This window comes from Hyphococcus formosus, from assembly GCF_046736345.1.
GTDB classification, from domain to species: domain Bacteria; phylum Pseudomonadota; class Alphaproteobacteria; order Caulobacterales; family Parvularculaceae; genus Hyphococcus; species Hyphococcus formosus.
Genome location: NZ_CP157210.1, coordinates 293,758 through 319,974, shown reverse-complemented (window position 1 = coordinate 319,974; position 26,217 = coordinate 293,758). Strand labels below are relative to the sequence as shown.

General features: G+C 54.0%; 24 protein-coding genes. 11 read left to right on the top strand and 13 right to left on the bottom strand.

What is annotated here, in order from left to right; all coding sequences use genetic code 11:
* Window positions 1-17 precede the first annotated feature (17 nt).
* On the top strand, window positions 18-1,238 hold the full coding sequence (locus ABFZ83_RS01435; RefSeq protein ID WP_411817656.1) for a cation:proton antiporter: 1,221 nt from the start codon (window positions 18-20) through the stop codon (window positions 1,236-1,238).
* Here ABFZ83_RS01435 and ABFZ83_RS01430 read toward each other — a convergent pair whose 3' ends face one another.
* From ABFZ83_RS01430 to ABFZ83_RS01420, 3 genes are all read right to left on the bottom strand, one after another.
* A complete protein-coding gene (locus ABFZ83_RS01430) occupies window positions 1,239-1,958 on the bottom strand; it encodes a protein kinase domain-containing protein (protein WP_411817655.1) in 720 nt (239 codons plus the stop codon).
* A gap of 109 nt (window positions 1,959-2,067) precedes the next feature.
* Window positions 2,068-3,240 carry an isovaleryl-CoA dehydrogenase gene (locus ABFZ83_RS01425; protein WP_411817654.1) on the bottom strand — a complete coding sequence of 391 codons (1,173 nt, stop codon included), beginning with the start codon at window positions 3,238-3,240 and terminating at the stop codon, window positions 2,068-2,070.
* A gap of 49 nt (window positions 3,241-3,289) precedes the next feature.
* On the bottom strand, window positions 3,290-4,132 hold the full coding sequence (locus ABFZ83_RS01420) for an ion transporter (protein ID WP_411817653.1): 843 nt from the start codon (window positions 4,130-4,132) through the stop codon (window positions 3,290-3,292).
* A gap of 283 nt (window positions 4,133-4,415) precedes the next feature.
* On the opposite strand from ABFZ83_RS01420, the gene ABFZ83_RS01415 reads away from it, so the two are divergent.
* From ABFZ83_RS01415 to ABFZ83_RS01405, 3 genes are all read left to right on the top strand, one after another.
* The gene (locus ABFZ83_RS01415) at window positions 4,416-6,884 is read left to right on the top strand and encodes a hypothetical protein (RefSeq protein WP_411817652.1); all 2,469 of its coding nucleotides are present in this window, start codon (window positions 4,416-4,418) and stop codon (window positions 6,882-6,884) included.
* A 153-nt stretch (window positions 6,885-7,037) separates the two neighbouring features.
* Complete coding sequence (locus ABFZ83_RS01410) at window positions 7,038-8,366, top strand: sensor histidine kinase (protein ID WP_411817651.1); 1,329 nt, start codon at window positions 7,038-7,040, stop codon at window positions 8,364-8,366.
* A 25-nt stretch (window positions 8,367-8,391) separates the two neighbouring features.
* The gene (locus ABFZ83_RS01405; RefSeq protein ID WP_411817650.1) at window positions 8,392-8,796 is read left to right on the top strand and encodes a response regulator; all 405 of its coding nucleotides are present in this window, start codon (window positions 8,392-8,394) and stop codon (window positions 8,794-8,796) included.
* A 30-nt stretch (window positions 8,797-8,826) separates the two neighbouring features.
* Here ABFZ83_RS01405 and ABFZ83_RS01400 read toward each other — a convergent pair whose 3' ends face one another.
* Genes ABFZ83_RS01400 through ABFZ83_RS01385 form a run of 4 tightly spaced genes read right to left on the bottom strand, consistent with a single transcriptional unit; the run spans window position 8,827 to window position 12,298 of the window.
* Window positions 8,827-9,438 (bottom strand): ABC-type transport auxiliary lipoprotein family protein, encoded by a 612-nt coding sequence (locus ABFZ83_RS01400; protein WP_411817649.1) that lies wholly within the window; start codon window positions 9,436-9,438, stop codon window positions 8,827-8,829.
* Window positions 9,438-10,361 carry an MlaD family protein gene (locus tag ABFZ83_RS01395; RefSeq protein ID WP_411817648.1) on the bottom strand — a complete coding sequence of 308 codons (924 nt, stop codon included), beginning with the start codon at window positions 10,359-10,361 and terminating at the stop codon, window positions 9,438-9,440. Before ABFZ83_RS01395 ends, ABFZ83_RS01400 begins: the two co-directional genes overlap by 1 nt.
* A 6-nt stretch (window positions 10,362-10,367) precedes the next feature.
* Window positions 10,368-11,165 (bottom strand): ABC transporter ATP-binding protein, encoded by a 798-nt coding sequence (locus ABFZ83_RS01390; protein ID WP_411817647.1) that lies wholly within the window; start codon window positions 11,163-11,165, stop codon window positions 10,368-10,370.
* Window positions 11,162-12,298, bottom strand: coding sequence for an MlaE family ABC transporter permease (locus ABFZ83_RS01385; RefSeq protein ID WP_411817646.1), 1,137 nt, complete (start codon window positions 12,296-12,298; stop codon window positions 11,162-11,164). The genes ABFZ83_RS01390 and ABFZ83_RS01385 overlap by 4 nt, the downstream gene beginning before the upstream one ends.
* Before the next feature lie 185 nt (window positions 12,299-12,483).
* Between ABFZ83_RS01385 and ABFZ83_RS01380 the strand changes: the two genes are divergently transcribed.
* Window positions 12,484-14,760, top strand: a complete 2,277-nt coding sequence (locus ABFZ83_RS01380; protein ID WP_411817645.1) for a CHASE2 domain-containing protein — start codon at window positions 12,484-12,486, stop codon at window positions 14,758-14,760.
* A 5-nt stretch (window positions 14,761-14,765) separates the two neighbouring features.
* On the opposite strand, the gene ABFZ83_RS01375 is transcribed toward ABFZ83_RS01380, so the two are convergent.
* The 3 genes from ABFZ83_RS01375 to queC all read right to left on the bottom strand — a co-directional run bounded on the left by ABFZ83_RS01375 (window position 14,766) and on the right by queC (window position 17,549).
* Window positions 14,766-15,557, bottom strand: coding sequence for a class I SAM-dependent methyltransferase (locus ABFZ83_RS01375; protein WP_411817644.1), 792 nt, complete (start codon window positions 15,555-15,557; stop codon window positions 14,766-14,768).
* Between the two features lie 82 nt (window positions 15,558-15,639).
* Entirely contained in the window at window positions 15,640-16,830 is a 1,191-nt protein-coding gene (locus ABFZ83_RS01370) for an MFS transporter (RefSeq protein WP_411817643.1), read from the bottom strand.
* Window positions 16,831-16,838: 8 nt separating this feature from the next.
* Entirely contained in the window at window positions 16,839-17,549 is a 711-nt protein-coding gene (gene queC / locus ABFZ83_RS01365; protein WP_411817642.1) for a 7-cyano-7-deazaguanine synthase QueC, read from the bottom strand.
* Window positions 17,550-17,680: 131 nt separating this feature from the next.
* On the opposite strand from queC, the gene cutA reads away from it, so the two are divergent.
* From cutA to ABFZ83_RS01345, 4 genes are all read left to right on the top strand, one after another.
* Window positions 17,681-18,007: a divalent-cation tolerance protein CutA gene (cutA, locus tag ABFZ83_RS01360; protein WP_411817641.1), complete on the top strand. Its 327-nt coding sequence runs from the start codon at window positions 17,681-17,683 to the stop codon at window positions 18,005-18,007.
* A 70-nt stretch (window positions 18,008-18,077) separates the two neighbouring features.
* Complete coding sequence (locus ABFZ83_RS01355; protein WP_411817640.1) at window positions 18,078-19,679, top strand: ABC-F family ATP-binding cassette domain-containing protein; 1,602 nt, start codon at window positions 18,078-18,080, stop codon at window positions 19,677-19,679.
* 646 nt (window positions 19,680-20,325) lie between these two features.
* The gene (locus tag ABFZ83_RS01350; RefSeq protein WP_411817639.1) at window positions 20,326-21,555 is read left to right on the top strand and encodes a glycosyltransferase; all 1,230 of its coding nucleotides are present in this window, start codon (window positions 20,326-20,328) and stop codon (window positions 21,553-21,555) included.
* The gene (locus ABFZ83_RS01345; RefSeq protein ID WP_411817638.1) at window positions 21,555-22,400 is read left to right on the top strand and encodes a glycosyltransferase family 2 protein; all 846 of its coding nucleotides are present in this window, start codon (window positions 21,555-21,557) and stop codon (window positions 22,398-22,400) included. The genes ABFZ83_RS01350 and ABFZ83_RS01345 overlap by 1 nt, the downstream gene beginning before the upstream one ends.
* Here ABFZ83_RS01345 and ABFZ83_RS01340 read toward each other — a convergent pair.
* From ABFZ83_RS01340 to hppD, 3 genes are read right to left on the bottom strand one after another with little or no spacing between them, the layout of a single operon-like run.
* Entirely contained in the window at window positions 22,397-23,329 is a 933-nt protein-coding gene (locus ABFZ83_RS01340; protein ID WP_411817637.1) for an alpha/beta fold hydrolase, read from the bottom strand. The genes ABFZ83_RS01345 and ABFZ83_RS01340 overlap by 4 nt on opposite strands.
* Before the next feature lie 42 nt (window positions 23,330-23,371).
* A complete protein-coding gene (locus ABFZ83_RS01335) occupies window positions 23,372-23,842 on the bottom strand; it encodes a MarR family winged helix-turn-helix transcriptional regulator (protein ID WP_411817636.1) in 471 nt (156 codons plus the stop codon).
* Between the two features lie 12 nt (window positions 23,843-23,854).
* The gene (gene hppD, locus ABFZ83_RS01330; RefSeq protein WP_411817635.1) at window positions 23,855-24,922 is read right to left on the bottom strand and encodes a 4-hydroxyphenylpyruvate dioxygenase; all 1,068 of its coding nucleotides are present in this window, start codon (window positions 24,920-24,922) and stop codon (window positions 23,855-23,857) included.
* A 108-nt stretch (window positions 24,923-25,030) separates the two neighbouring features.
* On the opposite strand from hppD, the gene maiA reads away from it, so the two are divergent.
* Both maiA and ABFZ83_RS01320 read left to right on the top strand, forming a co-directional pair.
* Window positions 25,031-25,672, top strand: a complete 642-nt coding sequence (maiA, locus tag ABFZ83_RS01325; RefSeq protein ID WP_411817634.1) for a maleylacetoacetate isomerase — start codon at window positions 25,031-25,033, stop codon at window positions 25,670-25,672.
* Window position 25,673: 1 nt separating this feature from the next.
* Window positions 25,674-26,213 (top strand): gamma carbonic anhydrase family protein, encoded by a 540-nt coding sequence (locus ABFZ83_RS01320; protein WP_411817633.1) that lies wholly within the window; start codon window positions 25,674-25,676, stop codon window positions 26,211-26,213.
* The last annotated feature ends 4 nt before the right edge of the window (window positions 26,214-26,217 follow it).

Here is a 26,217-nt window from a genome sequence, read left to right as displayed (position 1 = left end):
CGGTCGAAACGTTCCCTATGACTTTACTGCTGGCTGCGGCCTTCTTTGCCGTGTTCTTTTCGATTCTAAACCGACCCAAAATCGGCATCACCAAATTGGTGAATAATGTCGCGCGCGCGCCTGCCATTATGCTGGTTGCCGGCGCGACGATTTCGCTTGCCTATCGCGCGTCGGGTGCCCCCTTTATGCCGTCCGAATGGGTGGCCGCTGGTGCCGATGTTCTGTTGGCGATGCTGGCCTTCGCCGCCGCCGCGCAATTTCGCATCACCCGGCTGGCGCAGGTTTGTCCCGCCTCCTTCCGGCTGACGATTGGGGGCGCGCCGCTCTTCCTGATCGTTTGCGGATTAGCTGCATTCATTTTAGTTCCCCAGCTTTCTTTTAGCGCTGCCTTTCTTTTGGCCGGTGCGCTGACCCTTAACGGCGCGGCCTTCGACCGCCGCGCAGTAACGGGCGCGCCAGCGCCATCGACCCTTAAAGCAGCGGTTCGGCTCGAAAGCGCCGCGATCCTCGCGCTGGGCATTCCAGTCGCGGTGATTTTGGAATCTCTTGCCACCGCCGCGCCACAGGGCATGCCGCTGGTCACCCCGGTATTTGAAGCATCACGGAGCCTATTGTTCGGCTTTGCCCTTGGCGGCTCTTTAGGTCTTGCTGCGGCTTTTTACAGTAACCAATTGAAATATAAGAATAAAGCAGGCGGCTTTGCGATTTTGGCTGGTTTGCTGGCGCTCGCCCTGTCGCCGCTCATCGGCGCGCATCCGGTGATCGCCGCTGCCGCGGCTGGCCTCCTCTGGGGCGAGCAATCAACCGCGCTTGTGACCACCCGCGTACGTCTGCGCCGGATTGCTGAACGCAATGTGGCCCCGATTGCCTATTTCGGCTTCGGTCTTCTTCTGGCGACGCGCATATTCAACGCAGATTTGCTGACGGTGTTATTTGCCGCGGCGGCAGTCACGGTCATGCGCGCAGGCCCGCGCCTGGTCTCGCTCAAGAAAACCACGCTCCCGCGCGAGAGTCAGATGTTCCTCGCCTGGTTTGGCGGCGCGCCGGGCGCAGCCTCAGCGCTGTTTCTGGTCTCCTTGCTCGATGCGCCATCCATCATGGCGCAGGATGCGATCCTGACCACTGGCGCACTCGCCGTCGCCTTCGGGGTGTTTGCGGCGCGCCTCACCTCGCGCCCCTTGGTTACGCTGCTGCTCAAACAGACAGCACTGGCCAAGAAACGCGCAATGTTCGCCTGATTACCACTCAAAAGTTTCGAGATGCGCCCGTAGATGGAAGATCGTCGGGAATTTCTTGAGGATCAAATCAGAGCGGTTGCCCATGCAGATGTCTTTGATGACTTGCGGCTGGTTTTTGTAATTGGCCCGTCCGCCGATGAGATCATAAAGCAATCGCGTTATGGCGAGTATATCTGAACGGCGCTCGACCGCCGGTGTTCGGCCCCATTCGTGAAAGTCGATGGTGCGCAACTGAAAAAACACGCCGCGTCGCTCGACAAAGATATTGCCCTTGTGAAGGTCGCCGTGGAACTCCTTGCGGGCATGGATTTCCTCAATACCGCTTGCCAAGGCATGAATGATGTTGAGCGCCTCAAAGGCCGGCATTTTGCCGCCGCGATAGCTGGCCTGAAGGTCATCCAATAGCGCCCCACCGAAATATTCTGAGATCAGGCAAAAAATGAACCGGTCATTGATCCACACCTCGTCAGCGTGGAGATATTTGATAACGATGTCGCAATCGCGCAGGGCGTCTAGCTTGCGGGCATATCGCACGAAACGTTTGGCATTATGTTCCTTGCTCTTGAAATAGAGCTTGGCCGCACGGGTCAGGCCCGTCGCGCGCTCCCGGATCTTATAGACCTCACCCTCGGTCCCCGCGCCGAGACATTCAATGACTTCATAACGCCATGTCAGGCGGTCGCCCTGGGCGAGACCGAAGGTTTTTTGATCGTTTTTCATCGACAAGTTTTTCAAATACGGAAAATTACCGGCCACATTGAAAAAGCCGCACCCCTATTCGGGAATGCGGCCTATATCATATTTTTGGGCGCGAACCGAACCTGAAATTTTACCCTGTCCGATCAAAAAGCTCGCGGCCAATCAGCATACGGCGCACCTCTGACGTACCTGCGCCAATTTCATAGAGTTTGGCATCACGCAGAAGCCGTCCGGTTGGATATTCATTGATATAGCCGTTACCGCCCAAAAGCTGGATCGCATCAAGCGCCACTTGCGTTGCTTTTTCTGCCGCAAAGAGAATGCATCCGGCCGCATCCTGCCGGGTGGTCTCGCCCCGGTCACAGGCCTTGGCGACCTGATAGACATAAGATTTAGCGGCATTGGTCGTTACATACATATCCGCAAGCTTACCCTGAACAAGCTGGAACGAGCCAATGGGTTTGCCGAACTGTTCGCGGTCATGCACATACGGGATCACCACATCAAGACAGGCCTGCATAATCCCGGTTGAACCGCCCGCCAGAACCGTGCGTTCATAATCAAGCCCCGACATCAAAACCCGCACGCCGTCATTGACCGCGCCCAACACATTTTCTTCGGGCACTTCGCAATCTTCGAAAACAAGCTCGCAAGTGTCGGAGCCGCGCATGCCAAGTTTGTCGAGCTTCTGCGCCGTCGAAAAACCTTTGAACCCCTTCTCGATCAGGAACGCGGTGATGCCGCGCGGCCCCGCATCCGGATCGGTTTTCGCATAGACCACGAGCGTGTCTGCGCCGGGACCATTGGTGATCCACATTTTGTTGCCGTTCAAAATATAGCGGTCGCCTTTTTTCTCGGCGCGGGTTTTCATCGACACGACATCGGAACCGGCACCGGGCTCTGACATTGCGAGCGCGCCAAGATGCTCACCAGAGACAAGCTTGGGCAGATATTTCGCTTTTTGCTCTTTATTGCCGTTCAGGTTGATCTGATTGACGCAAAGGTTCGAATGCGCCCCATAGGAAAGCCCAACCGCGCCCGACGCCCGAGAGATCTCTTCCATGGCGACCACATGCGCCACATAGCCGAGACCGGAGCCACCATATTCCTCATCGGCGGTGATCCCTAAAAGGCCCAACGCCCCCAGCTCTGGCCAAAGGTCGCGCGGGAACAGGTTTTTCTCATCGATCTCGGCCGCACGCGGTGCCAATTTGTCGGCTGCCCAGCGCGAAACCATCTCGCGCATTTCCTCGATCATGGGATCGAGATCGAACTTCATGAAGGCTTGGGAATTAGACAGCATGGCTGCGTTTCCTCCGGATTTCTTGTGCTTTTTACGTTTCAATACCGCGCTAGGATGCAGGCGGCAAACGTTTCGAAAGCGCTTCAATTTCAACGCGCAAGGCGCTGATTTCTTTCCGGATCGCTGATTGGCCGTCTATGACAGTTTGGGCGTCCTCTTCGGAATCTTCTTCCACGACACGGACCACAATTGCGACAAACAGGTTGAGCATCGTAAATGTGGCGATCAGCACAAATGTGAGAAAAAATATCCATGACCGCGAATGGGTCTTCGAGACCTCAGAGGCGATATCGGGCCAGCCTTCCAGTGTCATCACCTGAAAGAGCGTGTACATGGCACTGAAAACATTACCAAATAGCTCAGGGTGATCACCGCCATAAAGATTTGCGGCTATCACCGCGAAAACATAGACGATCAGGAGAATCACCACGCCAACCGACGCGATCCCGGGTATGGAATCCAGCAATGCGGAAACGACCACCCGCATGCGCGGGATAACCGTGATCACCCGCAAGACCCGTAAAACCCGGAATGCCCGCAACGCCGCAAGGCCAGAGGTTGCTGCGCCGATCGAAATCACGACAATCAGAAAGTCAAAGAGGTTCCAGCCATTGCGAAAATAGGTAGACCGATAGGCGATGATGCGAATGCCGATCTCGATGACAAAGGCGTAAATGATAATGTGGTCCAGCGTTCGGAGAATGCCCAAGGCGACATCATCGAGGCCGCTAAGGGTTTCCGCCCCCAGGATAATCGCATTGATTACGATCAATACGAGAACAGTGGTCTGGAAAACCTGATTTTCCACAAAACGCTGCAATGGCGTTTGTGGCAACGGCTTTCCGGCGGGTCCTAATTTCGGATTATCAGTCGATGAAGAGGCCACCTCCATGAACTTGTTCGCTCCCCTTCAAAATCCTACGAAATTGCAATTAACGGGATTCTGCTCAGCCGCGAAAGCAAAGTGTAGTCTCCATTCCTGCGGATTATTGAATATCATGGGTGATCACTGGCAAATAACCGAATAAAGTCTCCTCTCAAACAATTGGCGCGCTTCGCAAATTCCGCTATGCGGAAGGTTTACGGGCGACGCCTCCAAATTGGGCGGCCATTCAATTGCCTTGGGTAATTCGCTCAGGGGGGGCGGCCATGACTATGGCCTGAAGCGAAGGCGAGTGAGCAATACCGTGACCGACCAGAAAGACGAGAATGTGCGCGATAACGAAAATGGAAACGGTAAGAACGGACGAATGCGCCTAAAGGGCATTGTTGAATCTGACCGCCGCGACGCCGTCTCCGATAGCGACGGTAATTTCAGCTATATCCGCCATGACGAGCGCCAGTGGAATTCGATGAGCCGCCAAATCTGGCAGGTCTCTCGTCTGACCGCCGTTTTCGTTTTCTTTTCCGTGGTCATTGGCCTGCCGCTTGGAAATTACTTCGCCCATTTACGGCTTGAACAACTCAGCGGACAGGAAACACCATGGTCGCCTTTGGCGGCGTATGAACTTGAAACGCTATTGCTGGCGTTCATCATTCCCGCGCTGGTTCTGTTTATCGGCTACGCATTATCGCGCGTTCTGACCATGTTGAATGCGGCGGAATCAATCGCTGCCGCTGCGCAGCGCATGACCGCGCCCGATGCATCCGCAATTCAGAATGTTGAAAGCAGCGTTGGCACCGTCGTTCAAACCCATATGAGTGCGCTCAATGAAGGACTCGACAGCGCCCTCTCCCGCCTCGCGTCCGTTGAAGCGATGATCCGGCAACAGGTCGAGGCGATCAGCATTGCCGGCGAGGCAATTGAAACCAAAGCGACGGGTGCCGTCGGGCGAGTTGCCGACGAGCGTTCCAAACTCATGGAACTGACCGAAAGCCTTAATGCGCATGCGGATAGCTTTGCGGCGGCGATTGCCGAAAAAGCAAGCGCAACGATTGAAAGCCTTCATTCCGCAGAAGCCACGTCGCTTCAATCCGAACGAGAATTTGACGAACGCCTGACGCGCCTCGAAGGAGCCGCGGAGCGCGCATTCAACAGCTTCGAATCTCTGCGCGACGCCCTGCGCGATGTTGACGAATCCATGCGTAACTCTGCGCAGGCGATTGACGCTTCCGCCGAAGAAACCCGCCGCGCCTCTGAACGCGCGAATGCCGCGGCGGATGCTGCGGCCGAGTCAGCTGCGCGCAATGCCGCTAATGTTGCCTCCTCCGCGCAACGCGCTGCGGAAGAAGCAAAGAAGGCTGCAGATCAGGCAATTGAGACTGCGCGCCAACAGGCGGAACGCGGGACGCAAAGCGCAATCGAAGCGGCCAGCGAAGAATCTGCGCGCGTGCAAGACGCCGCCGCCAAAGCGCTCGAAGATATTACGCGCACAACTGCCGAAGCGATTGCTGCCGCAAAAGACGGCGCAGAAAAAGCTACCAAAGCCGCACAGGAAGTCTCCGAAGCAGCGCAGAAAACCGGCGAAGCGGCAAACAAAGCCTCAAGCGACGTTGCCGAAGCGAGCGATCGCGCCCGCCAGTCATCAGAAGATGCGATCAAGTTCACTGAAAGCGAAGCATCGCGCATCGAAGAGCGCAATCAGGCCCTCGCCGAAGCGCGCGCTGCCCTCGAACAAGAGAATGAGCGCCTTGAATCCCTGATCGACGAGCAGCGCAAACGCGCCGACCGATTGGCCGAGGCCATTGCCTCCCAAACAGACCGGCTGTCACGCTTGGCCGAAGCGCAATTGCGCGAGCAGGAAGCCTCGGCCCGTCTCGCACAGGCTCAAAACGAGATGCAGGCCCGCGCCGACCGGCAAGCCGCAGAGAAAAAACGCGCGGCGGAAACGGCCCAAAAACAAGCCGACGCTGAAACCATCAAAAAAGCGGTGAGCGAGTCGCACCAGACTCTCGATCTTGGTGGTGTGGCCCGCAAGAAAAGCCCGCCTGTGGAAGCAAAGAAACGGCAGCCGCCAAAGCCAGCACCTGCGCCTGCCCCTGGCCCGGCACCCGCACCGAAAAAAGCAGCCGCCAATCCCGGCGCGGCGCGGCTTGAGGAATTGGCGCGCGACATCGCCGAGCGACGCCCGGCAAAACAGACCAAACGGAACGAGCCATCGGTCACCGCAGCCAAACAGAAAACACCGCCGCCAGTGCAAGAGAAAAAACAAAAGCGGCTGAAAAGTGATGTCTCCTGGCGGGAGATCCTTGATGCTGCCGATGATGGCGCTCCCCTCGATTTAGGCGCTGCTGCAAAAAAAGCCGAAGCAGAAAAAACACGCACGGCAAAAACGGATCAGGATGCGGAAGACGCAATCCAGATCATCGCTTCGTTGCAAGACTTTACCTATGAGCTGGAGACGCGGCTATATGGTGATCCGCCGCCTGCGTTACAGGAACGGTTTGACCATGGGGATCGCAATGTCTTTGCGAACCGGATTTTGCGTCTCAATGAAGCGGATGTAAAACGCCGCATACGTACTGAATCTGCGCGCGACCGGGATTTTGAAAATAGCGTCCATCAATTCCTTCAAGGGTTTGAAAAGCTCCTCGAAGACGCCACGACTTCGGAAACGGCTGACGAAGAATTGGAAGAGTATCTCAGCTCACCGTTAGGACGAGTGTACTTGCTCATTGGTGCAACTGTGGGCTATTTCGCTTGATTTTACTGCATAAATTCGCGCACTTACTGATAATATAACTTATTAATCAAAACTTTACGCAGTATTTATCCTATTGGGATAAATATATTTGTGTACAGTTCATAGTTGTATCAGTACTGAAGATTTCCAGACGAATTGCGGCAAGGATCAAGTATGAATATCAACTGGAAGATCATCGCAGTCATTCTGGCCCTGCTGGCCATCTCGGAGTTCTTTTATCTGGACGCCGAGCGCACCCGTATTGAACAACTGCGCATGACCACGGTTGATGTTTACGCGACGAGTTTGGAATTACAGCAGGAAATCGGGTTTGGTGGATTAATCCACAATTTCAAGAACTACGTCCTTCGCCCCGACGAAAAACACTATGCCCAATCCGCGCGCGAAAATTCTGCGCGCGCATTAGAGCTGATAGACCGGCTCGAAACATTGTCTGACGACATCGGAAGCGCTTTTTCCCTGCCGCAGACCAAAAAAATGGTCACCACCTACACGAGCAATCTCGATGTGGTGGAGCGTTTATATAGCGAGGGGGTCAGGTCTTTTTATATCGATAAAGAAGTGCGGTATCGCGATGATTATGCGGTCGAAGAAATTAATGCGCTCACAAGCTCAACCACCAACATCATCAATGAACGGCTGGGTCGGTTGGAAAAAGCAATAAAAATTCAGCTCCAGATCATTTTTATTCTTTTGATGTTCGGCGTGATATATTTCTGCATTACACTGAACAATCTTGCAACTCAGTCCGCAAAGCTTGCAAAAGCGAATGAAGACCTCTCCGACACGAATGCCAGCCTCTCCCGTTCCAATCTCGCGCTGCGCCAATTTGCGGGCATTGCTTCGCATGATTTGAAATCGCCAATTCGCCATATAAGCCTGTCGTCCGACATGCTGCAGCAGGACATTGAACACCCGGAGAAAGTTTCAAATCATATCAGCCGGATTAAACAAGCCACCGAGCGCATGCATCTCTTATGCACAAGCCTTTTGGAATTCACCAAAACCGGATTTCAAAAACCGGAAATATCGCGCCTGAACGCGAATGCGATAATTGCCGACACGATCAAGGAAATGACGCCCGAGATCGAATTAAAGGGCGCAGACATCCAACAATGCAGCGCACCAATTATTGATGCTGACCCGGAGCTCATGAAACGGGTGTTTCATAATTTGATCGCCAACAGTTTGAAATATTCGCATGACGACCGTCATCCTAAAATTACGATTGATTGTGACATTACGGGGAATATGGCGACGTTCTCGGTGGCGGATAACGGAATTGGTATTCCCGCGGAGCACGCAGAGCGCATTTTTGAGCCGATGGAGCGTCTCCACGGCAAAGACAGCAAATATCCGGGCGTTGGCATTGGCCTTTCCTTGGTTAAATCCATCGTCGAAAGTCATGGCGGTAATTGTTGGCTTGATATAGATTATACCCAAGGCACTCGAATCTGTTTCACTATGCCTGTTTCAAAGTAAACTAAGGGGGATATTCCATAATACTATGCATAATCAGCCCAATACTGTAATGCTGGTCGAAGACGACGATATCGACGCGATCGCACTCGAAAAAGCGATTGAACTTTATTCATCCGACATAAAAACCATGCGCGCGACCGAGGGCGAAGATGCCCTGAAAATGCTTTCGAACAATCGACCAGACCTTATTTTAATGGATATTCGCATGCCGCGTATGGACGGCAGAACAGCGCTCAGCAAAATCAAATCCGATGACTGTCTCCGGTCTATTCCCGTCGTCATGATGTCTACATCGGAAAGCGATGAAGACATTCAATTTTGCTATAAGAATTTTGCAAACGCCTATGTGGTCAAACCCATCGGCTTTGACATGAGCACCAAGATGGTCAGCAATATTTTGAATTTCTGGCTGAAAACAGCAATCCAATAAATCTCGGACCGTCAGGAATTAGCGGCGCGATTATTGCGCCGCGTTTCCTTCCTCGTAACTCCATCGCACGAGGTCTACGAGAATTTCGCCAAACACATTATCAAACGCGGCATATACATCAGCGGGTTTCGTTGAAATTGCAGCCGCGCGCGCATCAAACCGTTTTGCGGCGAAGACATTTCCCTTACCGTCGCTCAGCCGTGCGTAAATCGATACGACCGCTTGTTCGTTACCTGCATTGACCGCCAGATCCATGCGGCGAATATCGGTCTGAAGAACAAGGTCAGCAACAGGGATCGCATTGCGATCGCCAACCGCAATAATCCGACCAGCATCTTCAAAGGTCTGCACAAGTGCCGTTTGGAACAATCGCGGTGCGCGATCAGCCCATTCGGCCCCGCCTAGATATTCCGTACGCCCCGGCGCGGGTGTCACCGCAATACGAACCGTGTCGTAAACCCGGGTCGCGCGCGGATCGTCGATCACTAATGACCAGGCGAGCGTATCCCCCTCGATCGTGCTGACATTCGCGGGCGTGATATGGAAACGCGGTTTAGGCGGCGCGGCTTCTGGCAAAACAGAAACGCAGCCCATCAACGACAATGCGGCCATGCCGCCAATCAGGCGCAGAAACAATCTCATTAGTTGTCACTCCCTGCATATTCTGGCGCGCGTTCGCCGAAGAAATATGCGTTCGGATCGCGATCAATCTCGCGCAACATTGCATCAAGCGTGCGGAACAAACGACGCGCCTCGGATAATGCCGGCGCAACCTGCCCCAGTCCTTGATCCGCAAACACACGGATCGACGAGCGGTTCTCATCGGCGATACCGCGAAGATCCTCCACCAATGCGCGCGATTGTTGAAGCAATGCCTCGACCTCGGCCATCGTCGCCGGCGCATCTTCTTCCATGAAGGTTTGAAGCCCCGTCGCCGCGGCATCGAGCTTGTCCGTCACCTCCGCAAGATCTGCGGTAATGGCATCGATGTTCTTGAGGGTCGTACCGATTTCATCGCTGTTTTCTGCGAATGCACCGGTAAGCGTTTCGACATTGGAAATAATACTGGCGATGCCTTCGATATTTTCATCCGATAACAAACGGTTTGCTTGCGCCAGAACATCGCCGGACCCTTCGAGGAATGCAGCAAAACCAGATGCATCCGCCTTGATCGTAGGGACCCGATCTTCGCTTGCCTCCTTGAGCAAGGGCTTATCGGCACTGCCGCCAACAAATTGAATGATCGCAAGACCCGTAAAGCCAACAAGTTCCAACTCGGCTTTGGTGTCTGTTTTTACGGGCGTGTCTTTATCAACATGCACTCGCGCAATAACAATTGAGGGATCTTCAGGATCAATCGACAGCGTATCGACCTCACCTTTCTGAATTCCGTTAAATCGAACGGCAGCCCCAACCGAAAGGCCAGACACCCGTTCAGTGAAGATGATGTCATATTCATCATATTCGCGCTGGGCCTGACCGAGCCACAAAATATATAAAAAGGCTGCCCCGATGACGATCATCACAAAGGCACCGATCAAGACGTAACTCGCGCGGGTTTCCATCAGATGTTACTCACATGCCCCAACGCTCGGCCCGGAAGCGAGCGCGGCCCTGCCTCTGGGGCCCGAAAAATACTCCTGTATCCACGGATGTTCGTTGCGGCGAACCTCTTCGAGGGGCCCGCAAGCGATAACCCGCTTTTCAGCGAGAACCGCCACCCGGTCACAGGTCGAATGTAGCGTATCAAGATCATGGGTTACCATAAACACTGTTAACCCTAAGGATTCCTTGAGATTGACGATCAATTCGTCGAATTTTGCGGCCCCAATGGGGTCTAGACCGGCTGTGGGCTCGTCCAGAAAGACGATTTCCGGGTCGAGTGCCAGTGCCCGCGCAAGCCCTGCGCGTTTTTTCATGCCGCCAGACAGCTCTGACGGGTATTTTGCTCCCGCCTCCTCAGGCAGGCCCGACATGGATATTTTGAGCGCCGCAATGTCCTGGGCAAGCGCTTCGCCGACATCCATATGCTCGCGGATCGGAGCCATCACATTCTGCGCCACGGTCATGGACGAGAAAAGCGCGCCCCCTTGAAACAGGACACCCCAGCGCTGTTCGATTGCCATCCGGGTTTTGTCGTCGGCCTTGTAATAATCCTGTCCAAAGACGTGAACAGAACCTTCGCTCGGTCGCTTCAGGCCGATAATAGCACGCATAAGGACGGATTTACCGGTGCCGGAGCCGCCGACAACGCCGATAATTTCGCTCTGCCGAACATTGAGGTCGAGATTTTCGTGGACAACAAAGTCGCCAAACTGCGTCTTTAATCCAGAAACCTCGATAACATTTTCCTGCGCTTCGTCCCTCAAAAGTCGATCTCCAGATAAAACATGGCGAAGAACGCATCGATCAGGATCACAAGGAACAAAGACTGCACCACAGAAAGGGTCGTATGCTTACCAAGTGACTCGGCGCTGCCCTCGACTTCCATTCCCTGATAACAACCGACAACGGCGATCACGAATGCAAAGAACGGCGCTTTGATTATACCCGCCCAAAAATGATTGATGATGATGGTTTCCTGAAACCGCGAAATGAACAATGCCGGCGAAATATCCATAGCGAGCGCGGCCACCAAACCGCCGCCGATCAAGCCTAAAATTGCGGCAAGAAATGCAATCGCGGGCAACATAATAATAAGCGCAATCACCCGCGGCAGAACCAGAACTTCGATGGGCTCCAAGCCCAGAACACGCATCGCATCGATTTCTTCACGGATCTTCATCGACCCGATTTGCGCCGTAAACGCACTGCCCGACCGACCGGCAATCAGTATCGCCGTGAGCAATACGCCAAATTCACGTAAAACCGAGATGCCCACCAGCTCGACCGTGAAGATGTCCGCATTGAACAGGCGCAAGATTTTTGCCCCCATAAAGGCCACGACGGCCCCGATCAAAAACGACATCAACCCGACGATGGGAATTGCGTTCAGCCCGGCTTCTTCCATGTGATGAATCGTTGCCGTCCACCGCATACGGGTGGGGTTCATTAAAACCCGCCAAGCGCTCGCCAGAATATAACCAACGAAACTCAGGATCGCCTGGCCGGCCTGTATCGCTTCGACAACGCCGAGCCCAAGACGATAAAGCATCGCTTTGAACGCATTTGGATGAAACGGCTCAACATGGCACGGCGCTAGGTGCTCTTCGATCTGATCCAGCAAGGCACGCTGCGCATCATTTGCGTTGATGATCTGCGATTCGTTCGTGCGATCCTGACAGGCAAGAAAAGTCCGCTGGATCATCATCGCCCCAACGGTATCGAGGCGTTTAACGGCGCTCATATCGATAATCAGCTCGCGCCCAATGGAATCGTCACCAAAGTCGCGTAACTTTTCGTCGAGATCGCCGAGAAATTTTCCACGCCAGTCCCCACGGGGGATGAGTTTCAACACACCCCGTGTCATATCAATATCGAAATCTGCCGCCGAATCCGTCATTATTCAGTCTTTCCCGAAGGGAATAACCACTCCGGCCTACCCCTTGCAGTGTTATGCTTTAACGCAGGATAATAAATTCATCCTGAATGAAGCATGACCAAAGGCGAAAACCGAGTAAGTTTTGCTCGATCAGGCCCTTATACGGCTAAGTTGAGCGTTGAGTCTGTCACTTAAAGGGGTCTTTCTTGTCCAAACGTATGTTTTCCAAGTCGTTTCAATGGTTGACCGCGTTACCGCTGCTCTTGGTGACGGGGGCATTGGCCGTCATTGCGGTTGGGACATTGACCGGCGCGCATTCTCCCGACCGCCATTGGCGCGAGTGGCTTTTTGATTATTTTCAAAGACTTAGCCCCGCTGATGGCGAGGCTGTGGAAGACTTCCACTTGGTGTTGATCGATCGCGAAAGCATCGACGCCGTAGGCCCGTGGCCGTGGCCGCGCACGGTTTTGGCAAATCTCGTTGAATCCGCCGGGAATGCAGGCGCGAAAGCCGTCATTTTGACCGAAACCGTTGATGCCCCCGACCCGCTTTCGCCGGAGACAATTGGCGAATTCTGGCTTTCTGGTGCGCGCGATGAAGCATTGGCCCAACAGCTTTCCTTGTTACCTCGGACCGATGAACGCCTCGCCGCCGCGTTTGGTTCCGTGAAGGGGGCTGTCGCCGTTTCACAAACCCCGCCTATTCACCCCAATCGCCCTACTGCTTTTGCGCGGTCCGATATCCGGTCGGCCGATTGGTTGTCCCATTCTGGGACAGAAGGTGATTACATCGCCCTGCCCACGGCGCGTTATTTCTATTCAATCAACCCCGCGCTCGCGGGCGCAGCGCAGCCTGCGGTCTCTGCACTCGCGACCGACGGCGACGGTATCTTCCGCCGCGTGCCCTTGCTCTGGTCATTGAATGGGACCCCGGCACCATCAATTTCGCTCGAAGCGGCACGACTGGCCCGGGGCGTTGACAAGGTGTCTCTTGCTTTCGATCCATCAGCAGCAAATTCGCAAGGCCGGATCGTCGATAGCCTGCAATTAGGGGATTTATCAGTACCGGTCGCAGGCTCAACTGCGGTTCGGCTTTACCTGCCAAAACGCGTGACCGTGCCGTCAACTTCGGCATCGCGTCTTATCGCGGCGAGCGGCGCAAGCGGAACGCGGGTTTCCTCTTCAAACAGTCAACTAGCAGATAGCGTTGTCCTGATTGGTCTTGATACGGAGCTTGGACCGACAGTGCCCACCGCACGGGGCGAGTTATCCCCTGCGGCGATCCACGCGCTGACGGCGGCGCAAATCGCGTCGGGCAACGCACCGCGCCGTCCCGGCTGGACCGGATATATCGAAGCGCTTGCGGTCATGATCTTTGGTGCCGCCGCAATCATGACGGCCCAACGGTTCCAATTCTGGCAGGCAACGGGCGTCGCCGCTGTCCTTAGTCTTTTGCTTTTGCTGGGCGCGTATATCGCCTTTTCATCTGGCGGGGTTCTTTTGAACCCGCTTCCTTCGGCGGCAGCACTCTTCCTCGGGGCGCTTTCAATCGCGGGCGGGAAATCAATTGGCGGGGTATTGCGCGACGATAATTTGCGCGGCTCTTTCCACGATACGCTTCCGGAAGACGCCATGAAGAAACTGCGCGAAACGCCTAATAGCGATGTGCTGCAAGGGTTTTATCGCGACGTCACGATCCTCGCCTGCGAGTTGCGGATTGCCGATGATGATTTGCGCATGATGGAAAACCTGCCTGATGAAGTGACACGATTACTCGCGGCGGCCAGCCTTGATTTGCGTCAGACGATTATCAATGCAGGCGGCGTTGCCGATCAGGCCGATGGCGGCCGCATGTTCGCCTATTTCAATGCGCCGCTCGAAAAAGCCGATCACGTACAAGCGGGTTGTGCAGCGGCGCTTCGCCTGATCGAGAGTATGGATAAGGTCAATGCCGGCCTTGAAGGGTCGAGCCATACGCGTGGGCTACAGATCCATCTCGCAATCGGGATCGCCACAGGCGAATGTTTTGTCGGACCGATGGGGCATGGCCGGAACAACCGCTATTCAGCAATTGGCCCGGCGGTTGATCGCGCGACCCTGTTGCGTGGACAATCGGAATTCTATGGCCCGGCGATGATTTGCGACGAGCAAGTCTATAAGGAATCGCATCACCATTTTGCCTATCTCGAATTGGACCGTTTGCGCATTCGCGGAGAAAAACGTCCGGTTTCGATTTATGCGCTGATTGGCAATCCCTTCATCAAATCCAGTAAAGCCTTCCGCGCGCTTGATGATGTGCACCGGCAATTGCTCGCCTCTTATCGCGCAGGCGACATGACCAAAGCCGAAGAGTTGCTTGAGAAAGCGAAAAACTCACCGGGCGCGAAAATCGCTCTTTTTGATATTTACGAAGAGCGGATCAAAAAGTTCTCGCAATCGGGCACCCCCGAAGGCTGGGACGGTGCCCACCCGATTGGCGGTTAAATCCGCTATTCGGGCCGCGTGGCAATTGGCAAAAGCTCTAATGGATTAAGGTCCATTTCCTTTGCCAATTGCGGATGTTCCGCAAATGGATCGAACAACGACACCGCGAACCCTGCATCGCGAATCCGATCAAGAAAATCGTCGCGTTCATAAATCCGGATGTGATCCGACTGGCCAAATCGCCGTTCGCGCTCAGTCTCATCGGTAACATTTGGGTCCTCGTCGGTGCCCTTTCCGTCGATGGCGAAGGGCGCGAGCAAGATTGCACGGCCACCAGGCACCATAACCCGGTATAATTCGCTCAATGCTTTTTTGTCATCGGGAACATGCTCCAGAACGTGGGAGCAAATAACGAAATCAAACGCGCCGTCATCATAGGGCAAATTGGTTATATCCGCCTGTTCGACATTTTTTATTAATCCGTACACATCAGGCATCAAGTCACACATTGTGAGGCTGACGCCGCTATGCATTTTGATCCAGCTCTGTAACGGATATTCCGGCGCGAAATGGAGGATATTTATTTTACCATCTCCGGCAAGAACCTGCTCTTGCAGATAAAGCAAAATGAGCCGCGTGCGCGCGCGTCCCGAACAAACCGGACACATATCTTTGACACGCCCCATGCCGATAATTTCACGGCTCTCGGTTAATGGCGATTGGAGTCCGGTTTCGACAAATTCATCGAAATAGGCACCGCACAAGGCGCATTGTACATCGCCACGATATCGATGGCGGCGCACAAAACGACGAAGTCGTTGTTCCCAATTCTCTCTGACAGAAACCTGCATAGACATCCTAAATCGCTAAAAGGTTTTTCGCACACTAAGCGCGCATTTCAAAATCTGATGACATTAAATTGTGGAGAACAAAATCCCTCTATTCGAAAAGCTTTCCGCCGTCCCATTTACGCGCCACCAATACCGCACAAATGACAGCGATTGCACCCATGAAAGCCATCATCATATAGGCTGGCCCTGCCCCACTTGATTGCCATACATAACCAGCAATGACAGTCGCGAGCCCGGTCACCGCGCCAACCCCCGTCGTCGACATTAAAGTCATCCCCGTATTAACAAGCCTCAGGGGCGCTGCGCGATCAAGAAACTCAATCGTGCCCAGATAAGTCGCGGCGAAGGTCAAGGCGTGCAAAGTTTGCAACAAAAACAAAAACAGAAGCGGCGGCTCTAGCGCAACGAAAAACCATCGCACCGCAGCGCCCGCCGCGCCCAAGATCAGCAATAAGGCCGGACCTAATCGATAAGCGAGGTTCCGCGCGCGCGTTAGTAATATAATCTCTGCGACAACGCCTGTTGCCCACAAAAACCCGATCGTTAACGTGGAATAGCCCAGCTCTTCCCACCGCAAAAACGAGAATGCGTAATAAACCGCATGGGCCCCTTGGGTTAGACCGGCAGCGATCAGAACACCCAGAAAAACCGGGCTCGAAATAAAGCGCGGTGCCTCCCGCCAGGAAACTGGTTTTGCGCCGCCACGCCCGCCGACCCCCTTGGGCAGCAATAGTGACATGAAAAAAGCGGCGATCGCCGCAATGGCCATAAAGGGCGCGGCGGCCGCCACACCGGTTTGGCCAAGCACCGCGCCGCCCACAATCGTTGTAACCAAAAAAAATGTAGAACCGGCAGCGCGCACCTGACCATACTTCACCCAGCCATTGCGGTCGGCGCGCAACACGGCCGTATCGGTCAACGGCACCAACATGCCGAAGGTCCAGATAATCAACGCGGCTGCGGCACCGATTAAGACTTTCGTCGGCGCAAGGATTAATCCAATGCCGCCCAAGGCAAACAGAAAGGACATGATCCGAAGTGACCTGCGTTCATCATGTTGATGGTCAGCCCAAAATGCCACAAACGGCCCAAGCGCAAGACGCGCGATCAATGCTGCGCCCGTAATCAACCCAATTTCGGATGTCGTAAAACCTTTGAGCGCAAGCCAGCCTGCAAAGAACGGAAGCTGGATCCCCAACAATACGAACTGGCCGCCATAGAACCCCGCATAGAGTGCGGCAACCAGCGGGCTTTCCTTGGTCTGTTGTTCCGTATCCACCCTATTCACTAGGGCGCAGCGGCATATTCGGCCCAACCACGGGCGCGCAATTCACATGCGGGGCATTCACCGCAGCCATATCCCCATTCATGGCGGTCGCCGCGGACACCTTTATAGCAAGTGTGGGAATGTTCGTTGATAAGCTGCACCAACTTGTCGCCGCCCAATCGCGCCGCCAAACGCCAGCTTTCGGCTTTGTCGATATGCATGAGCGGTGTTTCCAAATCGAAATTCGCATCCATGCCGAGCCTTAGAGCTTCCAGTTGCGCTGCTAATGTCGTTTCGCGGCAATCGGGATAGCCGGAAAAATCCGTCTCGCACATGCCCGCAACCAAAACCCCGAGATTGCGCCGATAAGCCAGCCCGCCAGCGAGCGACAGAAACACAAGGTTTCGACCGGGCACGAATGTATTCGGCAAACCATCATCCGCATAAGCGATTTCAGTTTCGTGGGTCATCGCAGTCTCGCCGAGATCGCGTAATCCGGCCGCATCGACGAGCGTGTCCTCACCGAGCTTTGCCGCCCATTCGGGAAAAGCATCACATAATGCGCGCTTAACCGCCTGCCGCGCCCCTAGCTCCACCGCGTGACGCTGGCCGTAATTGAAACCGATGGTTTCTACATGATCGTAGCGCGACAATGCCCAAGCGAGGGCAATGGACGAATCCTGCCCGCCTGAAAAAAGCACCAATGCATTGTCGGTTGCGAGTTTGCGCATCTTTTCAAACCAAATATCCGCTTATTGGTGGCTTAAGCCTATAGCGCCCTTTGCGCAACAGATCAGGCGCTATGGTTTGTTTCAAGCCTTCAATCGCTTTAGCGTAATGCCCTGAAATGGAGGGAGCGGCCATGAGCGAGATCACCTTTTTATATGTCACCACCCCAAACGCAGAGATCGCGGCGCGCATTGCCCGCGCCCTTGTCGAAGAGCGTTTGGTGGCCTGCGCGAATATCCTGGCGGAGATGCGTTCGGTCTATCGGTGGGAAGGAAAAGTCGAGATCGGCACCGAAACCCCGGTTATCTTCAAAACCACAACCGAAGGCGCTGCGGCTGCGCGCAATCGTATAATTGCCCTGCACCCCCATGAAGTGCCTTGCGTTGTGGCGTTACCGATTGATCGAAAACAGTCAAATGCAGGGTTCCTCGACTGGATTGTTCAATCGGTCGAGGGTTAATTCCCGGATAATCCGCGTCGTCTGAAACGGCCCTACTTGCTATCGCGCTGGCTTTCTCTACACAGCCAGCATGTTGAATATTACCAATCTCGATTATCGCGTTGATTCCCGCCCCTTGTTTGAGGGGGCGTCGGTGCAAATTTCCGCTGGCTGGAAAGTGGGGCTTGTGGGCCGCAATGGCACCGGCAAGTCGACCCTGCTCCGCCTGATCCGCGAAGATGTCGCCAATCCGACCGGCGAGTCCTCTATTCGTCTAAACCAAAAGGCGCGTCTGGGATGGGTGGCGCAAGAAGTTGCCGCCACGGACGAGACCATCATTGATGTTGTCCTCGCCGCAGATACCGAGCGGCACGCGCTGATGGCGGAAGCAGAAACCGCCGAAGACCCCATGCGCATTGCCGATATTCATACACGGCTCATTGATATTGATGCGTGGTCCGCAGAAGCACGGGCCTCAGAAGTCTTGATGGGGCTTGGTTTTTCCAATGACGATCTGAGCCGCGCCACAAAAGAATTTTCCGGCGGATGGCGAATGCGTGCGGCCCTTGCGGGTGTGTTGTTTTCGCAACCCGATCTGTTGCTGCTTGATGAGCCGACAAACTATCTTGATCTTGAGGGCGCGACTTGGCTGGAGGGGTATCTCCGTCGCTATCCGCACACGGTGTTGCTGGTCTCTCACGACCGGGAGCTACTCAATCGCTGCGTAACCCATACGCTCGCGCTTGAGCACCGTCAGCTTACGCTTTGCACCGGCGGATATGATGCATGGATGAAGCTCCGCGCCGCAAAACTGGCGCAACTCGAAAGCCAGCGTAGCAAGCAAGAAGCAGACAAAGCGCATCTTCAGGCCTTTGTTGATCGCTTCCGCGCGAAAGCGTCCAAAGCCCGGCAGGCGCAATCGCGGGTCAAGAAACTCGAAAAAATGCAGGACATTACAATTCCCCTCGCGGAACGAACTGTCCCGTTTCATTTTCCGGCACCGAAAGACGAACTCTCGCCGCCGATGTTGCAACTTAAAGAAGCGGAACTTGGCTATGGCGAGGATGCAGTCATTCTGCGCGGGGTTGATCTTCGCCTTGATCCCGATGACCGGATCGCCATTGTTGGCGCGAATGGTCAGGGTAAAACAACCTTGGTGAAATCCATCGCCAAGCGCCTCCCCCTGATGGCCGGCGAATGTACCGCACCGGGTTCGATCCGCATTGGGTATTTCTCGCAAGACCAGCTCGACGAACTAACGCTCGGCGACACTGTGCTCGATCACGTTCGTCGTGCCCTCCCCAAAGAAACCAGTGTCGGCAAACAGCGCGCCATCGCCGCGCAGATGGGATTCTCGCACGAGAAAGTCGAAACCAAAGTCGAGAATTTATCGGGCGGAGAAAAAGTGCGCCTGCTCCTTGGCTTGATGTCTATGGACAAGCCACATGTTCTCATCCTCGATGAGCCGACCTCCCACCTCGATATCGATAGCCGCGAAGCGTTGATTTATGCCCTTAATGAATTTCAGGGTGCCGTCTTGCTGATTACGCACGATGTTTTTCTGGCCGAAGCAACCGCAGATCAGTTGTGGCTGGTCAAGGATGGGCGCGCAGAACCCTATAATGGCGACATGAATGATTATCGCGCACTTGTTGCACAAGCGGATCGCGGATCAGCATCAAAAGCGGCTTAACGCTTATTGTTTTGATTTGGTCTTGGTGCCGGCTGCACCAAGACCGAAACGTCGGCGTAACCGACGACGACGCTGGACCTGATTAGGCCCTACTTTCTTTACTTTCACACTCATGCCGAAGCCGAAAGGTTTGCCGTCTTAAGTTGTCTTGCGGACTTCTCGTCAAACGCTTTTCGATCAAGCTTTTGGCCGTTTGGTCGGAACATATTTCTTGTCGCAATCAGCAACGCGAACAAAAAAATGATCATGCCTAGTGCGTCACCGAGACGTTCTAAACTGCGCTTGATCATCTCTACCCCCATCATTCCGATACGTAGTCAAGTGATGCCCCATTCGTGTGACAGAGTTATGAAAATAGCACGGAAAAGTGAGCAATATTTTCAATGGAACGCGCTCTGTGCGCATTAACCAAAAACGCAAATCTAAAAGCCTAGAGGACACAAGAAACTAAGTAGAAATACGACATTCGTGTGACTGTCCACTTTTAATACGTATACGGTTATATTCAGAAAATTCCGCAAATTGTGCGCGTTTGTCACAAATTTTTCTCTTGATGAAACCCGCGACAATCACTCAACAATTAGTGCCTAACCGACCGCATGAATTTGTGGGAATCGATTTGTCGTAAAGGTGGGACATTTGAGTTGTGCAGAATAGTTCGGCGGCGCTCACCTTTTGCGATATAACGCAATCATACGCGGCAAAAGGCGGCGGGGTGCGGACGTTTCTTTCTGAAAAGCGCCGGTTCCTACTCGAAAATACCGATGCCAATCACTGCCTGATCGTTCCGGGGGCCGAAGATCGGGTGCATCGCAATGGCCGTACCACAACGATTGAAATCAAGTCCCCGCAAGTCCCGAACAGCCCGAATTATCGGCTATTACTCCGCTCACGTGCGGTACTCCGTGCGCTTGATCTGGCGCGGCCGGATCTCATTGAATGTCAGGATGCGTATAACCTTCCGTGGACAGCCCTCTTTTATCGCAAGAAACATCCGCAAACTGCGCTGGTCGCGGGGTACCATACGGATTTTCCGACCGTCTATGTCGAGAAATATCTTGAACCACGGGCGGGCGCATTTGTTGCGCGGCAAGTCAAAAATCTTGCTTACCGCTATGCGGCCAATCTTTATAAGCGGTTTGACGGGTTCTACACCCTAACCCAGATGGCGGCAGAACATTTCGCGCATCTCGGCGTCCGCGATGCAGGAATTTTATCTTTAGGTGCCGACACCAAGCTGTTCCATAAAGCCCAGCGCAGTGAAGCGCTCCGCGAAAGCATTGGTGTCGCTGAGGATGCGCCGCTTTTGATATATGCCGGACGCATCGACGGCGAAAAGAAAGCCCGGCTGATCGTCGATGCGTTTCACAAATTGCCAAAGGCCTGGAATGCCCATCTTGTGATGCTCGGCGACGGCAATGAGCGCCAGTCATTGGTTCAGGAATGCGCCGATATGAATGTGCACTTCCCCGGTTTTGTCGATGATCGCGAAACTTTGGCGGCCTATCTGGCATCGTCAGATATCTATGTGTCGGCCATGGAAAGTGAAACCTTCGGCATTTCCGTAATCGAAGCACAAGCTGCCGGATTGCCGGTTGTCGGCGTAAGAGCCGGTGCCATGATCGACCGCGTGCCGCCAAGCCTCGGGCGGCTTGGCCCCTGCGGCGATAGTGATGCGATGGCCGCGAATATCTCCGCGATATGGATGGATCGGCTTTCCAATATCGGCGAGCGCGCACGCGCCCATGCCATCGCCAATTTCTCGTGGCATGCCACTTTTGAGAACCTGTTTTTCAATATTTACGACAGCGCATTGCGCAAACGGACATCGCGCAACGTCGTTGACATCGCGCTGCAACCGGCAAAGGCAAGCTGATGACTGGATCAGAATACACCGCTGCGGTCACGAAATCTTCTAGGCAAGCCCCTCTGCTGACTGTCGTGCTGCCGTTCTTCAATGAAGAGAAGTATATCGGCGCGACGCTAAACTCGCTCGCCGCTCAGCAGCACCGACCCGATGAAATTATCCTTGTCGATAATGGGTCTACAGATCGTTCGGTAGAAATCTGCCGCGCGTTTCAGAAAAACCACGAAGATATTTTGATCTGTATTGTTCACGATCCGCGCCCCGGGAAGGTCAATGCGCTCGAAACAGGCATACGCGCAGTCAATTCCGCCTATGTCGCTTTTTGCGATGCGGACACTTATTATCCGCCGCATTATTTCGAACTCGCCATGCGCCTTTTGACCATGTCAGACGGCGATTTGGTCGGCGCAATCGGTATCGGCATTGAAAACGAGCCGGACAGTTTCGCCGGTTACGCCAAACGCCTTAAAGGCGCGATTGTCGGTATTCTTTTGGCGTGTCAATGTCATTCCGGTGGCTATGGCCAGGTTTTCCAGACCTCAGCTTTGCGCGATGTCGGCGGATATTCGCGCGATCTTTGGCCCTACGCCCTAGAAGACCATGAAATCGTCCACCGCATGCTTCAGCATGGCCATATCGCTTACCATCGTGACCTTTGGTGCCAAACGTCGAATAGACGCAGCAACCGCAAATCCGTGTCATGGAATTGGTTCGAGGTCATGCTTTATCACCTTACGCCTTATGCGTTGAAGGATTGGTATTTCTACCGCTTCCTCAAAACGCGGTTTCAACAAAGAGACCTGATGAACGCGAACTTACGCGCCCAACCTTGGCAAAGTCAGGCGGAAATTTAGCCGCCTAACGCGAATTTGCTATTGGTTTGACGCGCGATCCAATGCGCCACATCGCGCCAAACCTTTTCGCCCTGCAGGTCGCGGAATAGCAAGTGCCACCCTTCGGGATACCGATGGACGGTGACATCACCATCAAGCCGCATCGCGGTTTTTTCTATAGCCTTTAAGGGGATGATTTCATCTTTCTCGCCAATCACGACCAATATATTCGCGCGGATGTCATCGGCACCATTATAGGCCGTGCCCATAACGCGGATTGCACCGACTATCGCATCAAGCCGCGTTTCTTTCACCACATGCGGATCATAATACATGGCCCGTAATATCTCGATATTGTCCGATGCCTGACGATCTGCGCGTTCGCCGGTCAGTGTTTTTCCGGGTGCGAGCATCGCCGCAAAATTTGCGGACATGCGGTAAGGCAACGGCAAAGCCCGCCCGCCCCAGACGCCGGGGGCCGCGAGAATCAACCCGTCCAAATTCAGCGGTTCTTGCAATTGCGCGCTCATCAAAACCGCAGCGCCCATGGAATGCCCCACAGCGAAAACCGGTAGGCCCGGATGGTTGCGCCGCACGGCTTCAACAAGACCACGCAGGTCTGCTGCCATTGTCTCCTCGCCCACCCAGTGCCCGAATTGCGGCGAACGCCCGAAACCGCGTTGGTCCAGCGCATAGGTTGTGATCCCTGCCGTTTCCGCCCAGTAAGCGCCGGGCAAGGCAAAGGCGTGGGCATAATCATTCATACCGTGCAGCGCGACCAACACAGCACGGGGTTCATCAGCCTGCCAAATGTCGAGCGTTAGAGGTGTGCCATCGACAGCGATAAATTGATCGCCCTCGATGGTTGGCGCATGGGTCGCTTGGGGCGCATCAGGGAAAGATACGCAACCAGACAACAACATAACTAAAAGCAGAACGACAACGCGCATAAATATCGGCCCAAAAAGGTGAACCTTATGCTGATTGCTGCGCTAATCCAATTGCACGTGATATTCGAGCTTTGAAAGGGCTGAGCTGAACTTTTCGGCTTCGTCATCCGATAAGGACGATAAAAGCTTTTGCTCATAGGCAAGCGCGAGCGCCGCGATGCGGTCAAAAATCTGACGCCCCTCGACCGATAGCGACATGGCGGAAACCCGGCGATCTGCCGGGTCCGGGGTGCGCTCGACGATGCCTTTTTGCTCAAGGCTGGTCACAGCGCGGGATACGCTCATCTTGTCCATCGGCGTGCGGCGAACCACGTCGCGCGCCGCAACCGTTTCATGTTGCGCAATCACCGCCAACACCCGCCATTCGGGAATGGAGATATTCTCATCCTCATAGGCCTTGGCCATGCGCTGCGAAATGGCATGGCCGAGCGCCACTATGCGATAGGGCGCAAATTCTTCGAGAATGATATTGCCGCGCAAGGTGGCAGGTGCATCGATTTTGCGTTCTGCCATAGACAGCCCTTTTTACGCAGTTTCCTTCAAAACGCCGCGGCGAATCTGATCTTCTTCGATTGATTCGAACAAGGCTTTAAAGTTCCCTTCGCCGAAACCTTCATTTCCTTTGCGCTGAATGATCTCATAAAAGATCGGGCCAATCGCATCTTGGGTAAAGATCTGCAACAGCAATCCCTGCCCTTGGGTTGGCGCACCATCGATAAGGATGCGGTTCTTCTTGAGGCGCTCAAGGTCCTCGCCATGATCGCCCACGCGCTCTCCGACTTTTTCATAATAGGTGTCAGGCGTATCCTGGAATGGTACGCCGCGCTCACGCAGCGCCTCAACGGTTTTGTAAATATCACCGGTACCCAGGGCGATATGCTGAATGCCTTCGCCATTGTAGCGCTGCAGAAACTCTTCGATCTGCGATTTGTCATCCTGACTTTCATTGAGCGGTATGCGGATTTTTCCGCATGGTGCCGTCATCGCTTTTGAGACAAGGCCGGTTTGTTTACCCTCAATATCGAAATAGCGGATTTCGCGGAAATTGAAGATATCCTCGTAATAGGCCGCCCATTTATCCATGTTTCCGCGATGCAGATTATGGGTCAAATGGTCAATATAGGTCAGGCCCATATCATTCTTTGCTGGGTCCGCCCCTTCGATGGGCTCGAAGTCAACATCGTAAATCGTCTGCGCACCGTAACGATCAACGAGATAAACATTCAATCCGCCAATGCCTTCGATGCCCGGAATATTCAGCTCCATCGGGCCGGCTTTGGCTTCAATCGGCTTTGCGCCGCGCTTTACAGCTTCCTCAAATGCTTTTTGCGCGTCCTTCACCCGGAACGCCATCGCATTGGCACCTGATCCGTGTTGATTGCGGAATACGTTCGGCTGGCCCGCTTGTTCGCGGTTGAGAAGAAAATTGATGTCCCCTTGTCTGTAGTGGACGACATCTTTCGAGCGGTGCTTGCCGACTGCGGTGAAACCCAAACGCTCGAACAAAGCGGCAAGTTCATCGGGATTGCTGCTCGTATATTCGACAAATTCGAACCCGTCCGTGCCAATTGGGTTTTCGAAAAGATCAGCCATAATATTGCCTCGCTATCATTTGGATTTCGATTTTCAATATTAGTAACATATGTTACCTTTTCACAGCAAGTGTGAATTGGTCCTATCGGCCCATAAGGGAGAAAACCTATGAAATTGTTTGGTTATTGGCGTTCCAGTGCCAGCTATCGTGTTCGCATCGCTCTGGCGCTGAAGAACCTTCCCTATGAATATGTGCCGGTGAATCTTTTAAAGGGCGAACAAAAAAGCGAGGCCTATCTGGCGCAAAACCCGCTCGCCGTTGTGCCAACCTTTGAAACCGATGATGGCGCGGTCATTACGCAATCAATGGCAATAATCGAATTTCTTGAGGAAACTTATCCGGATACATCCCTACTGCCGGGGAATGCCGTGGCGCGCGCCAATGCCCGGGCTATTGCTTATACAATCGCATGTGAGGCGCAACCATTCGGAAACCTCCGTATCCAGAAATATCTGCGGGAGAAAGGCGGATTTGACGATGCGGCCATGTCCGACTGGATGAATACGTGGCCCGGTAGCGCCATGATGGCCGCCGAAAAAATCGTCGCGCGCACAGGCGGTGACTTCTGCGTCGGTGATACGCCAAGCCTTGCGGACTGCATTTTGGTCCCGCAAATTTATGCAGCACTGCGTTTCGGCGTTGATATTTCAAATATGCCTCGCTTGAATGCAATCAATGAACGATGCATAAACCACCCAGCTTTTATAAAAGCCCATCCCGATAACCAGCCGGACGCAGTGAAAAGTTAGAATGAAACCTTTAATTTTCGCGATTGGCGATAAAACGCCAAAGATCCACGAAACCGCTTTTATCGCCCCCGGCGCTGTCGTCTGCGGTGATGTAGAGATCCATGAAAACGCATCGGTGTGGTATGGCTGTGTTTTGCGTGGTGACACCAATAAGATCGTTGTCGGTAAAGGCTCAAACGTTCAGGACGGAACCATCATTCATGTAGACGCGCCCGAATGGGGCGGCTTGCCGACCTTGATCGGCGAGAATGTCTTGGTCGGGCATAAATGCATGCTGCACGGCGCTAAAGTCGAAGATGGCGGTTTTGTCGGCATGTGCGCAACCATGCTCGACGGGTCAGTCGTCGAAACAGGCGCGATGCTTGCAGCAGGGGCGTTTCTATCGCCGAAAAAAATCGTACCCGCCGGTGAGATGTGGGCCGGGATGCCTGCCAAGAAATTTCGCGACCTTCGTGAAGGAGAAGACAAAATGGCGACAATTGGCGCGGGCCATTATGTCGAAGAAGCGCGCATCCACGCAAAAGCGCTATCTGAGGATTGATCCC

Excerpts from the sequence above, each read along its gene's own strand:
- queC (WP_411817642.1), bottom strand. The coding sequence starts at position 17,549 with ATGCGCAAACTCGCAACCGACAATGCATTGGTGCTTTTTTCAGGCGGG.
- hppD (WP_411817635.1), bottom strand. The coding sequence starts at position 24,922 with ATGGCTGATCTTTTCGAAAACCCAATTGGCACGGACGGGTTCGAATTT.
- ABFZ83_RS01355 (WP_411817640.1), top strand. The coding sequence starts at position 18,078 with ATGTTGAATATTACCAATCTCGATTATCGCGTTGATTCCCGCCCCTTG.
- maiA (WP_411817634.1), top strand. The coding sequence starts at position 25,031 with ATGAAATTGTTTGGTTATTGGCGTTCCAGTGCCAGCTATCGTGTTCGC.
- ABFZ83_RS01420 (WP_411817653.1), bottom strand. The coding sequence starts at position 4,132 with ATGGAGGTGGCCTCTTCATCGACTGATAATCCGAAATTAGGACCCGCC.
- ABFZ83_RS01385 (WP_411817646.1), bottom strand. The coding sequence starts at position 12,298 with ATGACGGATTCGGCGGCAGATTTCGATATTGATATGACACGGGGTGTG.
- cutA (WP_411817641.1), top strand. The coding sequence starts at position 17,681 with ATGAGCGAGATCACCTTTTTATATGTCACCACCCCAAACGCAGAGATC.
- ABFZ83_RS01405 (WP_411817650.1), top strand. The coding sequence starts at position 8,392 with ATGCATAATCAGCCCAATACTGTAATGCTGGTCGAAGACGACGATATC.
- ABFZ83_RS01410 (WP_411817651.1), top strand. The coding sequence starts at position 7,038 with ATGAATATCAACTGGAAGATCATCGCAGTCATTCTGGCCCTGCTGGCC.
- ABFZ83_RS01340 (WP_411817637.1), bottom strand. The coding sequence starts at position 23,329 with ATGCGCGTTGTCGTTCTGCTTTTAGTTATGTTGTTGTCTGGTTGCGTA.
- ABFZ83_RS01335 (WP_411817636.1), bottom strand. The coding sequence starts at position 23,842 with ATGGCAGAACGCAAAATCGATGCACCTGCCACCTTGCGCGGCAATATC.
- ABFZ83_RS01425 (WP_411817654.1), bottom strand. The coding sequence starts at position 3,240 with ATGCTGTCTAATTCCCAAGCCTTCATGAAGTTCGATCTCGATCCCATG.
- ABFZ83_RS01430 (WP_411817655.1), bottom strand. The coding sequence starts at position 1,958 with ATGAAAAACGATCAAAAAACCTTCGGTCTCGCCCAGGGCGACCGCCTG.
- ABFZ83_RS01400 (WP_411817649.1), bottom strand. The coding sequence starts at position 9,438 with ATGAGATTGTTTCTGCGCCTGATTGGCGGCATGGCCGCATTGTCGTTG.
- ABFZ83_RS01435 (WP_411817656.1), top strand. The coding sequence starts at position 18 with ATGACTTTACTGCTGGCTGCGGCCTTCTTTGCCGTGTTCTTTTCGATT.
- ABFZ83_RS01320 (WP_411817633.1), top strand. The coding sequence starts at position 25,674 with ATGAAACCTTTAATTTTCGCGATTGGCGATAAAACGCCAAAGATCCAC.
- ABFZ83_RS01375 (WP_411817644.1), bottom strand. The coding sequence starts at position 15,557 with ATGTCTATGCAGGTTTCTGTCAGAGAGAATTGGGAACAACGACTTCGT.
- ABFZ83_RS01395 (WP_411817648.1), bottom strand. The coding sequence starts at position 10,361 with ATGGAAACCCGCGCGAGTTACGTCTTGATCGGTGCCTTTGTGATGATC.
- ABFZ83_RS01345 (WP_411817638.1), top strand. The coding sequence starts at position 21,555 with ATGACTGGATCAGAATACACCGCTGCGGTCACGAAATCTTCTAGGCAA.